This is a genomic window from Streptomyces sp. NBC_00466, from assembly GCF_041433995.1.
Classification (GTDB): Bacteria; Actinomycetota; Actinomycetes; order Streptomycetales; family Streptomycetaceae; genus Streptomyces.
Genome location: NZ_CP107896.1, coordinates 7,083,746 through 7,098,675 on the forward strand (window position 1 = coordinate 7,083,746; position 14,930 = coordinate 7,098,675).

12 protein-coding genes are annotated in these 14,930 nt (G+C 69.2%); 8 read left to right on the forward strand and 4 right to left on the reverse strand.

Annotation, left to right across the window (positions count from 1 at the left end; translation table 11 throughout):
• Positions 1-432: 432 nt before the first annotated feature.
• On the forward strand, positions 433-1,278 hold the full coding sequence (locus OG210_RS31725; RefSeq protein WP_328323278.1) for a hypothetical protein: 846 nt from the start codon (positions 433-435) through the stop codon (positions 1,276-1,278).
• A gap of 92 nt (positions 1,279-1,370) precedes the next feature.
• Entirely contained in the window at positions 1,371-2,234 is an 864-nt protein-coding gene (locus OG210_RS31730; protein ID WP_328335273.1) for an LLM class flavin-dependent oxidoreductase, read from the forward strand.
• A gap of 36 nt (positions 2,235-2,270) precedes the next feature.
• Here the strand turns inward: OG210_RS31730 and OG210_RS31735 are convergent, their stop codons facing one another.
• A complete protein-coding gene (locus OG210_RS31735) occupies positions 2,271-3,458 on the reverse strand; it encodes a hypothetical protein (RefSeq protein WP_328323276.1) in 1,188 nt (395 codons plus the stop codon).
• Positions 3,459-4,037: 579 nt separating this feature from the next.
• Between OG210_RS31735 and OG210_RS31740 the strand changes: the two genes are divergently transcribed.
• Entirely contained in the window at positions 4,038-5,471 is a 1,434-nt protein-coding gene (locus OG210_RS31740) for a ferredoxin reductase family protein (RefSeq protein WP_328323274.1), read from the forward strand.
• Between the two features lie 424 nt (positions 5,472-5,895).
• A complete protein-coding gene (locus OG210_RS31745; protein ID WP_328323272.1) occupies positions 5,896-7,935 on the forward strand; it encodes a phosphocholine-specific phospholipase C in 2,040 nt (679 codons plus the stop codon).
• Between the two features lie 177 nt (positions 7,936-8,112).
• Here the strand turns inward: OG210_RS31745 and OG210_RS31750 are convergent, their stop codons facing one another.
• Complete coding sequence (locus OG210_RS31750; protein ID WP_328323270.1) at positions 8,113-8,682, reverse strand: WHG domain-containing protein; 570 nt, start codon at positions 8,680-8,682, stop codon at positions 8,113-8,115.
• A gap of 68 nt (positions 8,683-8,750) precedes the next feature.
• Here OG210_RS31750 and OG210_RS31755 point away from each other — a divergent pair, with 68 nt between their 5' ends.
• Positions 8,751-9,248, forward strand: coding sequence for an FBP domain-containing protein (locus OG210_RS31755; RefSeq protein WP_328323268.1), 498 nt, complete (start codon positions 8,751-8,753; stop codon positions 9,246-9,248).
• Between the two features lie 52 nt (positions 9,249-9,300).
• Positions 9,301-9,840: a DUF664 domain-containing protein gene (locus OG210_RS31760; RefSeq protein ID WP_328323266.1), complete on the forward strand. Its 540-nt coding sequence runs from the start codon at positions 9,301-9,303 to the stop codon at positions 9,838-9,840.
• Positions 9,841-10,016: 176 nt separating this feature from the next.
• On the opposite strand, the gene OG210_RS31765 is transcribed toward OG210_RS31760, so the two are convergent.
• Entirely contained in the window at positions 10,017-10,583 is a 567-nt protein-coding gene (locus OG210_RS31765) for a TetR/AcrR family transcriptional regulator C-terminal domain-containing protein (RefSeq protein ID WP_371539967.1), read from the reverse strand.
• 77 nt (positions 10,584-10,660) lie between these two features.
• On the opposite strand from OG210_RS31765, the gene OG210_RS31770 reads away from it, so the two are divergent.
• Positions 10,661-11,890, forward strand: a complete 1,230-nt coding sequence (locus tag OG210_RS31770; RefSeq protein WP_328323261.1) for an FAD-dependent monooxygenase — start codon at positions 10,661-10,663, stop codon at positions 11,888-11,890.
• 686 nt (positions 11,891-12,576) lie between these two features.
• A complete protein-coding gene (locus tag OG210_RS31775) occupies positions 12,577-13,866 on the forward strand; it encodes an amidohydrolase family protein (protein WP_371540567.1) in 1,290 nt (429 codons plus the stop codon).
• A gap of 115 nt (positions 13,867-13,981) precedes the next feature.
• Here the strand turns inward: OG210_RS31775 and OG210_RS31780 are convergent, their stop codons facing one another.
• Positions 13,982-14,902, reverse strand: a complete 921-nt coding sequence (locus OG210_RS31780; RefSeq protein ID WP_371539970.1) for a TetR family transcriptional regulator C-terminal domain-containing protein — start codon at positions 14,900-14,902, stop codon at positions 13,982-13,984.
• Positions 14,903-14,930: the final 28 nt, after the last annotated feature.

Below are 14,930 nucleotides of genomic sequence, written 5' to 3' on the forward strand. Positions count from 1 at the left end.
GGTACGGGATTCATGGCGTCCTCCATCTGTGTGCCGCAGTGGCACTGGTGCTCCAAAAACGCGCCGGATCGGGCCCCGTCACGGCTCATGTCGTGAACACACGTTCTGATCGGGCCGATTGGGCGGGCGGAGCGCGGTGGCGGGCGCTGAAATCAGTTCGACGCGGCCGGGCCACTCTTGCGGGGGATTGTCGTGCCTGCTGTGACCGCGGTGCCGGAACCGACCGGCATCGAGCTGGGTGGCGTACGGGCCGTGGGCAGTGGTCGCGGGGCGCTGGAGTGGGTCAATTGCCCCCAGAAGGTGACCGGTTACTACTTCCGGCATGGGCTCTGGCCATAGTAAAAGACAGAAACATGGCGAACCCTCTTGCGGTGCGATAGCAATCGCTTACATGCTGACGCCCAACCCGAACACCGGCCATCAGGAGATGACATGCGCACGCCATTCATCGCGGGGTCCAGGTCCACCACCACGGGTCCGTCCACCACGGGGCCAACCGTCAGGAAGTCCAGGCGCCGTCTCGCCAGGTCCGGCATCGTCCTCGGCGCCACCGCCCTCCTGGCCCTCGGCGCGGCCGGGCAGTCGTGGGCGTCCACCCCCATATTGCGCTGGTCGACGGACGCGCCGACCCCGGTGACCACGCTGACGCTGCCGATGTCCGTGGACTCCGCTCCTGACGCGTCCGGCATCTACTTCGCCTACTACACGACGCTGGAGAGCGGCACCCGGCCGTACGCCGGATTCCAGCCGAAGCCCGTGGACGCGAACGGGCACCACACGCTCCAGGCGATCTTCAGCTCCTTCAACGCGGACGCCACCACGACCGACAGCCACTGCAACTACGGCGCGGACGGCGGCGCAGGAGTGAGCTGCGCGGTCCAGTTCACCTACACGCCGGGCACGATGTACTCGCTCGTCCTCAAGCGCGCGAGCGTCACCGGGGACACTCAGCTGATGTCGGGAGACGTCGTCCAGACCGCGACCGGTGCTTCCGTGGCGCACATCGGAAGCTTCAGCCTCCCGTCGGCCTCGGGCCGGTTCAAGAGCGCCGACCAGGGCTTCATCGAGCCCTATCTCACGGCCGGTTGCAGCCAGCAGGTCACCGTGACCTACGGGAAGCCGGTCGGCACCGAGGCGGGTACGGACCATGTGGGGAGCCTCCCCACCGTCAGCGACCCGGCGTCGGGCAGCTGCCTGAGCACCACATCGCAGACCACCGGACAGGGCCAGCAGGTCACAGTGCGGGGCAACGCCGCCGCAGCAGCGGCCGGCCGGTAGCGGGAACTCCGGGCGCTGCCACCGCCGGCCGAGCGGTGAGCAGCCCCGGCTGTTCGATTGCCCGCCTCGTCGCCATGAAGCAGGATGCGGGAATGCGCTTCTCGGTCAACATTCCGAACTTCGGTGATTTCGCAGATCCCAGAACCGTGGCAGAAGTGGCCGCAGCCGCCGAACAGGCGGGCTGGGACGGGCTGTTCGTCTGGGACCACGTGGTGCATGACAAGCGGGAGCGGCAGGGTGTGCCCTTCGGGGACCCATGGATGCTCCTGACCGCTGCCGCGCTCGCGACCACCACACTCAGGCTCGGCACCCTGGTCACCCCGGTCGCCCGGCGCCGCCCGGAGCAGCTCGCCCGCCAGGTGGCCACCCTCGATGCCCTCAGCGGCGGCAGGGTGATCTTCGGTGCGGGGCTCGGCGGTCCCATCGAGGACGAGTACGGCAGCTTCGGCGAGCCGACCGACCCGAGGGTGCTCGCGGGGCGCCTGGACGAAGGTCTGGAATTGCTGCGGCGCTACTGGACGGGTGAGCCCGTCACCTCCGCAGGGCAGCACTACACGGTCCGGGACGTGACCTTGCTGCCCGCCACGGTGCAGCGCCCCCACCCACCGGTATGGGTCGGCGGATTCTGGCCCAACCGGCCGCCGATGCGCCGCGCTGCCCGCTGGGACGGCGCGGTCCCGCTGTTCGCATCGGCCAGGCACGGACAGATCCCGCCCGTCGACGAGGTGCGCGAGCTGGTCGCCTACCTGCGCCGTCTGCGCGCCGACGCCGCTCCCTTCGAGATCGTCCTGGGCGGCGCCAGCCCCACCGACGCCGCCCGGGCACATGACGTGATCGGACCGCTCATCGAGGCCGGCGCCACCTGGTGGGACGAACGCCGGTTGCAGACCGGCGAGGGGCTCGACCGGTTCGAGCCGGTCATGCGCCGTATCGAACAGGGCCCACCCGTCTTCTGAGAGACCGTCGCGGTGCCCTCACCGGACCGCACGTGCCTACTTCACGACGACCGTCCAGCGCGTGTCGCTCAGCCCGGTCCGGATGTGGAGCAGTGCCGTGCTGGTGGACTGCGAGGAGGCGACTGCCAGCGGCAGCGACGTACTGAACGACGCACCCGGCGCGAGGGACGGCACGTTCCAGTACTGCCAGCTGCCGCTGAATCCTGATGCGCCCGTGAACGACTGCATCTGGGTCGCCGCGGTGGTGGAGCCCGAAGTGTTGGTGAGGGTGACGGGCACGGTGGTGGTGCTCCCGCGCGGCACCGTGCAGTTGCCGCTGGGCGGGTTCGCGGTGGCGGTCAGCGGTCCGCTGCTCGGCGTACCGGTGAGGACGCCCATCTCGTACGCGTTCTGCGCCACCCAGTTGCAGGCCGACGCGCTGGTGGCGGACGGCTCCCAGACGACCGCGCCGTCGGTCTTCGCCTTGAGCTGGCCGATGGTGTAGCCCCAGGTGGTACCAGACATATACGTGCCACCGGGGCTGCCGTCCCAACTCGGCGAAATATACGGGTAGATGGGCTGCCCCGGCGCGAGGGAGCGGTCGTTGGCGACGGCCGCGTCGAGCGTGCTGCTCCATGCGGCATCCGTCTGGGAGCTGCCGCGGTAGGCGCGGGGCGCGAAGAAGTCGAGCAGGCCGTTCTGGTGCAACTGCTGGGTGAGGCTGTTGTTGGTGGTCGACGAGTCGTAGCCGTACATGCCGACCGGCGCGGACGGCGCGGCTCTGTGGGTCCAGGTGATGAGCTGCTTCCAGAGGTTCAACGCGTTGGTCGCCGCCGGTCCGGACTCCGCCGTGAGCACGATGTTCTCGAAGTCGAGCACGACCGGGGCGGTGGCGCCGCCACCGAACTGGCCGGCGCCCATGTACTCCTTGACCTTGCTCTCGTAGGCGGTTTCGGACGGCAGCGCCCCGCCGTTCGAGTAGCACCCGGCGGCGTCGCAGGTCAGCGCGTAGTAGTCGTAGACCACGGTGGACTTGACGGCGCCGTACTGCTGGAGGCCGGGTGTGTCCGCGCCCCGCTCATTGGTGAAGACGGTGAAGCCGGAGCTCGCGGAAGCGGTGGGGGCGAAGGCCGTCAGCGCGGCGACGGCGAGGGAGAGGGAGGCGGCCGCCCAGCCCCGCCCCCGTTTCCGCGGGACGTTGCTGACAACACGTGAGGCAGAGCGGTTCGTTCGTCGGAGGCGCATCCCAGGTCCTCTCGCTGCTGCGGGAATCCGGTGCGGACCACCGGAACGCCACTCCCCACCCAGGGGGAAAGCGCTTTCCCGAGGGGAAGGTAGGATCCGCCGGCTCCCGGGGTCAAGAGGCCCGCATGTGTGGGGAGCGTGCAGCACACGCCCTGGCCACCGCGGGTCCGGCCTGACATGCGCTACGAGGGGGGCATCGGCCCTCGGCCTGTGAACGAAATGAACGGAACGCGCAAGGGGGTACCCCGGTCAGGTCTGCCGTATATACATTCAAGCCATAGGGAATCTGAATTCACTGGCTGAATATCGGAGTCACATCAATGAGTGCGCACTTCGTTCACGCTTCGGCCGGCGGCGGTCTTGCTTTTCCCATGGTCAATAATTCAGCCCGCAAGCGGGGTCTTCCACTTCTTTCAGTGGTGGAGGCGTCCAAGCGGCACTCGGGATGACTTGGCGTTGACGGCTTGGGCCGCTGTGAGAACCCCTGAATCTGCAGGACTGTCCTTTTCCTGTCCCGTGAAGGAACAGTCGTGCATCCCCCGCTCGCTTCTTGTTCACCCCTGCGAGGAGGCTCCCCCCATGACCGAGCAGATCCCTGATATTTCACCGCCCGCGTTCGGACTCGGCCGAGAAAGGAATCCCGGGGCGCCGTCCAAAAAAGAGAGACTGAACGCCGCCCTGGTCCGCCGCCTCTGTGCGGTGGCCTTCTGTGCCGGCCTGCTGTCCTTTGTCTGTCTGTGGGTTCGCGATGGCGCCATCGCGAACCTGGTGACCAAGCCCGAGGGGCCGCTGAAATATCCCGGCACGCTCACCGGTCTGGTCTCCGCCTACCTCATGTTCGTACAGGTCGTCCTGATGGCACGCATACCGTGCATCGAACGCTCGGTCGGCCGGGACCGGCTCGTCCGCATCCACCGGTTGAGTGGCTTCGCCTCGTTGAACCTGATGCTGGCACACATCGTGCTATTGGCATTCAGCTACGTGGTCCGCGATGGTCGTTCCCTGCTTGGGTCGCTGTGGTGGATGGTCGCTGAGTGGCGAGGCATGATGCTGGCAACTCTCGGCACGGTACTGCTGGTTGTCGTGGGAATCACATCCAGCCGGGCCGCCCGCAAGCGCCTGCGGTACCACTCGTGGCATCTTCTCCACCTGTACACCTTTCTCGGTATCGGACTTGTTGTTCCGCACATGGTCTGGGCCGGCAGCGAGTTCAAGCAGCTATGGGCTCAGGCGTACATCGTCAGCCTCTACGTGGTGACGCTCGGCAGCCTGCTGGTCTTCCGCGTGGGCATGCCCGCGCTGCGCTCGGTGCGCCACCGGATTGTCGTCGAGCGGGTGGTCGAGGATGCACCGGGCAATGTGTCGGTGCACCTCCGCGGCCGTGGTCTCGACGAACTCCGGGCACAGGCGGGTCAGTTCTTCATCTGGCGATTCCGCGACGGACGAGGCTGGACGCGAGGGAATCCCTATGCGCTTTCGGCGCCACCTCATGGTGATGTGCTGCGGATCACCGCGAAGGAGGTCGGGGTCAACAGCAGGCGTCTGCGCATGCTCCGGCCCGGAACCAGGGTGCTCTTCGAAGGCCCATATGGCAGGTTCACCGGGGAGTCCAGGCATGGGCGCAAACTCACAGCGATGGCCTGCGGGATCGGTATCACTCCGTTGTGCGCGCTCCTGACGGACCTCGACTACGCAGCAGATGAGGCGGTGCTCTTGTATCGAGCTTCCAGTGAGAACGACTTCGTCCTCCGGCGGGAGCTCGACGAACTGGCACAGGAGCGCGGTGTTCGCATCGTCTACCTGCCCGGACACCGCGCCCGGGGACGCGCCTCATGGCAGACGGAGCACGCCGCAGAGGACGACCACATCGCACTTCGGCAGCTCGTGCCGGACATCAGCGAGCACGACATCTACATCTGCGGTCCCGACGCCTGGGGGCGGTCTGCGGCCGACGCTGCCCGTCGCGCGGGAGCCCCAGCCAAACACATCCACCTCGAACGCTTCGCGTTCTGACTCGGAACGTCCGGAGGCAACGCCCCATGGTTCGGAACATCCTGTGGCTGATCGCGACAGCCGTCGCCATCGCACTCGTCCTCGCGTATCCCACCAGCGCAAACCAGGGAGTCCCGCTAGGCCGCACCCCTGGCACGGCCTCGGCCGGCAAGACGCCCTCGGCACCGCTGACGGGCCATCCGACGGGATCCAAGTCCAGTCCCTGAAGCAGTCAGTCTCCGCCCGCCCGCCACTACGGTCCGGCCGGTTCATCCCCACGGTCCCCGCCCGATCCCGGCCGCGGAGCGCGGTGTTCGACGGATCTTCACAGAGTGCCGGTGGTATGGGTCTAGCTGTGGACCCCGTGAATCCTGCACCCTTGTGCGCGATATAGCGCAATCGCAGTCACGTATGCGCAACTGATTCCTAGAGCGAGGGCAGGCGGATGACACCGATCAGTCGAAGAGGCTTCGTGGCGCTCGGCGCGGGGGCGGTTGCCGGTGCCGTCGTTCCGATGGGCACGGGAAACCGCGCCGAGGCCGCGAGCCGGGTGGCCGCCGCGACCGGAACGGTCAGGGACGTCAAGCACGTGGTGGTCCTGATGCAGGAGAACCGCAGCTTCGACCACTACTTCGGGCGGCTCAAGGGGGTCCGGGGCTTCGGCGACCGCAGCGGTATATCGCTGTCCGGCGGACAGTCCGTGTTCAACCAGCCGAACGGCCTCGGGCGCCAGTACCCGTGGAAGCTCAGCTCCACCCCGGCGGCCGGCGGGGTCGACGGCGAGACCCTCGCCCAGTGCAACGGCGACCTGCCGCACAGCTGGTCCTCACAGCACTCCGCCTGGAACAAGGGCCGCCTGGACAACTGGGTTTCGGGGGTCGGCAACGTCCGTACGCTCGGTTACCTCGACCGCGGCGACATGCCCTTCCACTACGCGCTGGCCGACAACTACACCGTGTGCGACGGGTACTTCTCGTCCACTCTCAGCGCGACCGGCCCCAACCGCACGTACCTCTGGAGCGGCAAGGTCGACTCCTCCAGCAACGACGGCGGCGACGAGTCGGGGCTGACCTGGGAGACCTACGCGGAGGCGCTGCAGCGCGCCGGGGTGAGCTGGAAGCTCTACCAGAACGCCGAGGACAACTTCGGCGACAACGGCCTCGCGTACTTCACCAAGTTCACCAATGCCGCTCCGGGCGACCCGCTCCACGACCGGGGCATGGCCTCCGTTCCGGCAACGACCGGCTCCACCCCCGACGACATCGCCGCGGCCATCAAGGCCGACGTCCTGGCGGGCACACTCCCGCAGGTGTCGTGGGTGGTCCCGAACCAGGGGTTCTCGGAGCACCCGTACGCCCCGCCCGGCGACGGCGCGCACTTCGTCGACATGGTCTACCGGGCGCTCGCGTCCGACCAGGACGTGTTCGACTCGACGGTCCTCTTCCTCAACTACGACGAGAACGACGGCTTCTTCGACCATGTACCCCCGCCGTCACCGCCCGCCGACGAGCCGGGCGAGTTCCTGAACGGGGTCCCGTTCGGACTCGGCTTCCGCGTGCCGATGATCGTGATGTCGCCCTGGACCCGGGGCGGCTGGGTGTCGTCGGAGGTCTTTGACCACACCTCGGTGCTCCGCTTCCTGGAGACCTGGACCACGGCCCTCGGCACCCCGGCCACCTGCCCGAACATCAGCGCCTGGCGGCGCAGGGTCACCGGCGACCTCACGGGGGTCTTCGACTTCACCGCACCGGTGTACGGAGTGCCTTCCGGCCTCCCGTCCACCGCGAAGGTGATCGGGATCGGCAGCTGTACGTCGCTGCCGAACCCGGCTCCGCAGACCAACGCCCTTCCCGCGCAGGAGAGCGGCACCCGTCCGGCCCGTGCGATTCCGTACCAGCCGAACGCGAATCTGGACCGGCTCGAATTCGGTTCGGCCGGAAAGATCCTCGCCTGGTTCGGCATGTCCAATGTGGGCGCCCCGGCGAAGAGCGCCGCGCACTTCTCCATCCATCCCAACGCCTACCGGTTGACGGAACCGTGGCAGTACACCGTTGATCCGGGCGGCACCGCGACCGACTCGTTCAACATCGGCGCGGGGTACGGATCGGGGAAGTACGACTTCACGCTGATGGGCCCGAACCGCTTCCAGCGCCGGTTCGCCGGCGACGCGTCGAAGGCAGGGAAGGCCGTGGAGGTGGCCGCCAGATACGCCGTGGCGCCGAACACCGGCAAGCAGGCCATCTGGTTCACCTTCACCAACACGTCATCGGCGGCCGTCAAGTTCACTGTCACGGCCGCCAACTACCGCACGGACGGGCCGTGGACCTACACGGTGCCGGCGGGCGGCACTGCCGAGGACTACTTCAACGCGGTGACTCTCTCGAAGGGCTGGTACGACTTCACCGTCACGGCCGACTGCGACAGCACTTGGTCCCGCCGGTACACGGGCCACATCGAGACCGGGGCGCCGAGCGTCAGCGGCTGACCGCGGAGCGGGAAGCGGGGAGCTCACGAACGGCGCGGCGGCGCTGCGGTGCGCGCTGTGGTGCTGCGCGGCACGGCGGTGCTGCGGTCAAGGCCCGTTCGTGGGCTGCCGCCCGTCCGCCCGTCCGCCCGTCCGCCCGTCCGCCGGGTCGGCGGGTCGGCGGGGCGCTGCGGCCGGTCAGCCCGTGGGCCGGTTGCGCAGGGCGAAGTCGAGGCTGTCGAGGGCATAGGCCCAGGAGGCGTCCGCGTCACGCGAGGTGTGGCTGAAGCCGCCCACCCTCTCCAGGCTCACGTACCCATGGAATGTGCTGTGCAGAAACCGCACCGCGTCGGTCTCGTCGGGCTCCGGCAGGTGGTAGGCGCGCAGGAGCGCCCGGGTCATCTGCGACTGCCGGGGCGCGGCGCTGTTGAGGGCCGCCTCCTTGTCGAGTTCGAACTGGGCCGCGGTGTAGCGGCCGGGGTGCGCCTTGGCGTAGTCCCGGTACGCGTTGGCGAACGCCACCAGCGCGTCCTTGCCCGCCCGCCCGGCCAGAGCGGCGCCCGCCGCGTCGGCGAGTTCCTCCAGGGCCAGCAGCGCCACCCGCATCTTCAGCTCACGCGCGTTGCGGATGTGCGCGTACAGGCTCGGGTCCTTGACGCCGAGCCTGCGTGCGACCGCCGTGAGGGTCAGGTTGTCGAAGCCGATCTCGTCCGCGAGTTCCGCCGCGACCGTGGTGAGGCGTTCGGGGGTGATGCCGGGTCGTGCCACGCGTCCTCCGCAAGCTAATGAAATAAAGGGTTTGCCTAAACATATTAGGCCAGCTAGCGTCGACTGATGTGAGACAGCTCAGTGAGACCGACATCCGTAACTCGTTCGTGAACTGTTCCAAGGGCGAGGCCAAGCGTGTGAACATCCCCAGGGATCTGGAGGAGCTCCCGTGGGAGGACCTCGACTTCCTCGGCTGGCGCGACCCCGGGGCCCCCGACCGCGCCTATCTCGTCGCCGAGGGTGATGGCCGCCTGCTCGGCCTCGTACTGCGCGCGCCGACCGGGGCCAGCCGCGGCTTCACCTCCCGCAGCATGTGCTCGCTGTGCCTCACGACCCACACCAGCGGCCGGGTGGTGCTGATGACCGCGCGCCGCCCCGGCGAGGCCGGCCGCCAGGGCAACACTCTCGGCCAGTACCTCTGCACTGATCTGGCCTGCTCGCTCTATGTCCGGGGCAAGAAGCCGACCGGCGCCGGGTGGGCGTTCAAGGAGACCCTGGCCGTGGAGGAGAAGGTCGCCCGGACCCGGAACAACGTGATGGCCTTTATCGAGAGCGTGATCGCGTAAGCCGGTCCCGGACTCCCTGGTCCGGCACCGGGCTTCCCGTTAGGCTCCGCCCGTGACTGACATCGACGGACAGAACCGCCCCGAACCGCCCCTCGCCGGTGATGAGGCCGCTGCTCTGCTGGGTTCCCTGGAGCGTCAGCGCGCGACGCTGGCGTGGAAGTGCGGCGGCCTGGACGCGGCCGGCATGCGGGCCACGGTCGGTGTCTCGGCCGTGACGCTGGGCGGGCTCCTCAAGCACATGGCCAATGTCGAGGACACTCATGTCGCCCGGCTCCTGCTCGCGGAGCCGGCGGGGGCGCCGTGGGATGCGGTGGACTGGGACGCCGAGCCCGACTGGGAGTGGAAGTCGGCCGCCCAGGACAGCCCGGACGAACTGCTGGCCCTCTGGGAGGGCGCCGTCGCCCGCTCGCGTTCCCTGGTGGCCGATGCGCTCAACCGTGGCGGTCCGGAGCAGCTCGGCCGCTTCACCACCTCCGCCGGTGAGTCGCCCAACCTGCGGCGGATCCTGCTGGACCTGATCGAGGAGTACGCCCGCCACATCGGCCATGCCGACCTCATCAGGGAATCGGTGGACGGCCTCGTGGGGGAGTGAGCCGCCGGGGCCGCGGCCCCTGCCCGAGTCCGGCACGGTGTCCTCGATGTCTTCGGCCTGCCAGGACATCCAGGTGAGAGTGCCCGGCAGTTCCCGCCGGCCGGAAGAGCCGGAACTCCGTTCCCTCGCACCGGTACTGCGGCCCGCCGGTCCGCTCCCCGGCGGGCTGAGGACCCCTATGCTCGCGCGACGTGAAGTGCCAAGCCGTCCAGGATGAGGGCCAGTCCGGCTTCGAACGCCGACTCGTGATCCATCGGCGGGCCATCCGCCGCACCGTCCGCGCTGTCGCCGGGGGCGGCGTCCGCCTGCTCCTCCAGGACGCTGCCCACCGTGAAACGGCTGGCGGCCAGCATCGCCATCCGGGCATTTTCTTCAGGCAGACCTGACGCGACCAGGAACGCCATCTTGTGGGCGACCCGGGCGAGGTCTGTCGTGCCGGGGCGGGTTCCGGCGTGGAGCCGTGCGCCGTCGCGGCGCATCAGCAGCGTTCGCCGGAAGCTGCGCGTGTTCTCGGTGAACCAGTCACGCCAGTCCTCGGCAGGCGTCGGCAGCGGAGCCGTCGCATGGGGTGCCATGGCGGCCTCGGCCATGGCGCGGAGCAGCTCCTTCTTGTTCCCGAAGTACCAGTAGAGCGACGGTTGTTCGACGCCCAGTCGCTTGGCCAGCTGCCTTGTGCTGACGGCGTCCAGACCGGCCTCGTCGAGCAGGTCGAGCGCCTCAGCGATGACGGTCTCACGGTTCATTTTCGCCACGTTGACAATCTATCGCCGATAGGTGACTCTGCAAAGGAACCTATCACTGATAGATACGGATGAGTGACATGGCACCTGGACCACGAACTGGAACTCCCTCCCTGAAGATCCTCGTCTGCGGCGGCGGGGTCGCGGGGGAGGCCCTGGCCTACTGGCTCGTCCGAGGCGGTCACCGGGTGACCGTCGTCGAACGCTTCCCGGCGCTGCGGGCCACGGGTGCCCAGGTCGACCTTCGGGGCCAGGGCATCGATGCCGTGGAGCGGATGGGGCTCCTCGGGGCCGTCAGGGACAAGCTCGTGGACGAAGCGGGCGTCGCCTTCGTGAACGCTCGCGGCAGGGCGAGGGCCACACTCATGGCCAACACCTCCGGCCGCGGTCGTCAGTCCCTGACGTCCGAGTACGAGATCATGCGCGGGGACCTCGTGCGCATCCTGCACGATGCGGCAAAGGGCGCGGACCACGTCTTCGGTACGAGCGTGGAGCGCTTCGAGCAGGACGGGAATGGAGTCGTCGCCCACTTCTCCGACGGCTCTTCCGGCGAGTTCGACCTCCTGGTCGGGGCGGACGGCCAAGGTTCGCGTATCCGGCGGGCCATCCTGCCGCCCGGTTCTCCCGAGCCGTACCGGCGGCTGGGAATCCACATGGCTTACTGGTTCGTTCCGCGCATCGCGTCGGACAGCAACATCCGGGACACCTATCTCGCCACCGACGGCCGGATGATCATGCGAAGGAGCCATGATCCGGCCGAGACCCAGGTCTATTTCGTGCTGCGGGAAGAGTCCGAGAGGGCATCGGCCGTCCACCGGGAGCCGGTTGAACGCCAGAAAGAGTTCTGGACCGCTCGGTTCCGTGACGCGGGATGGCAGACCGAGCGCTTCCTCGACGGTATGGAGGCGACCGGGAGCTTCTACTCCCAGGAAGTCGTACAGGTGCACACGGACACCTGGTCCCGGGGTCGCGTGGTCCTGGTCGGAGATGCCGCACACTGCGCCTCCCCCTACAGCGGTATGGGGGTGTCCGGCGGTCTGGTCGGTGCATACGTGCTGGCCGGTGAGATCAACCGGCATGCCCATGACCTGCCCAGGGCGCTGGCGAACTACGACACCACACTGCGGCCGTTCGTCGACGAGATCCAGGCCACCGTGAAACCGCGCCTGCTGCGACTGGGTATGCCCAAGCACCAGTTGGGAATCGACGCCTTTCACGCCGTCACGGCATTGGCCTGCTTCCTGCGCGTCCCCGACCTCGTCGCGCGGTACTCGAAGGAGGACCGGGGCGGCGACTGGCAACTCCCGTAAGAAACCGCGCAGACCGGCGAGCCGCCCCCGACGGCACGCCGTACGCCGGGCCCGGCCCATGTTTCCGTGAGGTTACGCCACCGTCCGCCCGCCGCTCGACGCTCTGGCCAGGGGGCGGGCGCAGTGGTCGAGCCATTCCGCCGCCCCCGCCCCGACCTGCCAAATCCCGTATGTCGGAAGGCTTGTTCCGCTTATTGGCATGGTTCTAGGGTCGGGCCACCCGGCGCGGTCGACCTCGTGAGCCGGTGATTTCCGGCTCCCTCACGTGCGCGGCACACCCGCTGCTGCCCGTGCGCGGATGCCTCTGGACGAACGGTCAGTCGGGTACGTACGGAAAGCAGGCGAGCGGGTTGGCGAACGACGGGCAGCGGGATCCCTCCAACGGGAACCAGCGGAATCCAGTACAGGAACCGTCCGGCGGGCAGCAGGGCCGGGGGCGGGCCACCGAGCGGCGCGGGGGTCAGAACGGTGTCGGGCGGCGCGGGTTCCTCGCCCGGGTCGGACTGACCGGCGCGGGCGGGCTCCTCGGAGCGTCCGTGGCCGCCGGTCCGAGCGCCGCCGCCGAACCCCCCGGGAACGTCCCCGCCGGGGGCACGGCCCACGCGGCCCCCGCAGCGGCACACAGCGCGGATTCCCGGGGCGGTGGCGCGCGCACGTTCCGGCCCGGCCAGCTCTCGGGCAAGCGCATGCTGCTCGTACCCGAACTGCTGCTCCTCGCCGACGGGCCGGTACGGGGACAGGCGGTCCTGGTGGAGTCCGGGAAGTTCCGCGAGGTCGGTCCGGCCGAGCGGCTCATCGCCGCCCACCGCGACCTGCACCCGGTCCGTCTTGACGGGCACTTGGTGATGCCGGGCTTCATCGATGCCCACCACCATCTGACCCAGAGCTTCGGCAAGGCCAAGTCGTTCGGACAGCCTTCGGAGATCTTCAAGGCGGTCTGGGAACCGCTGGAGCACGCACTGGACGAGGACACCGCCTACCTCTCGGCGAAGCTCGCCGCGCTGGAAGCGCTGCGCGGCGGCTTCACCACCGTCGCCGACGCGGGGACCCGCGCCCCGGTCGATGTCGGGGCGCTGGCCAGGGCCACCGAGGAAGCCGGGATCCGCTGTGTGCTCTCCAAGATCGTCTCCGATGGGAAGGGCGGCCCCGCGCACCTCGGACGGTGGGGCGGCCACCCGCTGATCCACCCCTCCCTGGCCATCGCCGTCCCCGAGGACGCCACGGCCGCGGTCATCAAGAAGACCGCGGACATGTGCGCGGAAGCCGGTGCGGTGTTCCAGATCCATGTCAACGAACATCTCGCCTCCGTGGAACGCTCGTTGAAGAGCGTGGGTCGGCGCCCCATCGACTATCTGCACCACATCGGCGCGCTCGGCCCGCACCTCCTCGGCGCACACGCCACTCTGACCACCCCCACCGAGATGCGACAGCTCGCGGACTCCGGCGCGGCCGTCAGTTACAACCCGGTGGCCAGCGCCTGGAAGGGCAACGCCGTCGCGCAGGCCACCATGATGGCCGCGATGGACGTGCGGTTCGGTACGGGGACGGACGGCACCCGCGGCGACGGGTTCCGGCTGGTCGACGCGGCGGAGTCCGCGCAGCGGCTGACATCCGGTCTGGCGACCGGAGACTCCTCGTGCGGCGCCGGACGGCTCTGGCTCGACCACGCCACCAGGCTGAGCGCCGACGCCGTCGGGCTGAGCCGGGTGACCGGTGAGATCGCCGTCGGCAAGGCAGCGGACTTCCTCGTCGTGGACGTGAACGTCCCGGAACTCACCCCGTCGTACGACCTGCGCTGGGAGCTGGTCCGGCTCTCGAACCGGGACCAGATCAGCGCGGTCGTCGTGGACGGCAGGCTGCGCCTGTGGGACGGCTGGCCGCAGGACTGGGACGGCCACGCGCTGGTGGCCCGGGCAGCCGAGGTGGGTCCCCAGGTGGTGCGCCGCGCCAAGCTGCAGTTGGTCGAACCCACATAGCGGCGAGTGCCGCGGTGCTGTGCGGCGCTCCTCACCGATTCCGGGACCGGTCCCGGGGCCGGTGGTGTGCTCCGGTGGCGGGACCGGGACCGGGACCGGGACCTTGCCCGGGTGGTCAGCCGGAGCGGCGGAGCGTGATGTGCGGTTCGAAGGCGTCCAGGAGCAGTTCGCGCATCCGCTCCACCGGCATCTCGGCGCTGCCCGACAGCATCTGGATCGCCAGCCCGTCCACCAGGCTGGTGAAACGGCTGGTCAGCGCTTCGGGGTCGGCATCCGGGGCCAGACCCTCGCGCCGGCAGTGCTCGATGAGGCCGAGAACGGTCCCGCGCCAGCGCGAGTAGGCCGCCCGCTGCGCCTCGCGCAGCGAGGGCTCCAGCATGGCGGCCGTCCACGACTGGATCCACACCGACCACTCGTCGATGTCCTCCCTGCTGCTGGGCAGTTGGACCTCGACCAGCCTGCGCAGCATCTCCACCGGGTCGCCGACCTGCTCGAACTCGCTCCGCAGCCGGGCGTGCAGCCGGTCGGCGCAGTAGCTGAGGGCGGCACGCAGGGCGCCGTTCTTCGCCGGGAAGTGGTAGTGCACGGTGCCGGTGCTGGTGCCGCACTCCCGGGCGATGTCGGCGACCCGTACGGCGTGGATGCCCCGGCGGGCGATCAGCCGCGCGGTGGCTTCGAGGATCTGGACACGGCGTACATCGGCGTCCAGGGACTCGGCCCGCCGCCGTGCGCCCCCCGCGGCGGCACGCGCCAGGGCCACCGGCTCGCGGCCGCTGCCCGTCGCCAGATACCGCACCGGCACCTTGCCGACGCGGGCGATGGCGGCGAGCTCGTGGTCCTGGAGCCTGCGGGTGCCGCGCAGCGCCTTCGACAGTGCTGTGGGGTCCATCCCGATGAGGCCGGCGAACTCGCGCTGGCTGACGTCGGCGGCGAGCACCACCCGGCGCGCCCGGTCGGCCGCAGTCTCCGGTGGCCGGTCGGGTTCCTGGGCCCGCGAGCCGGCCGGATTCGCGCTTTTCTGAGTCTCCTTCGCCATGGCGGGCCCCATTATGCTCGACCGGCCG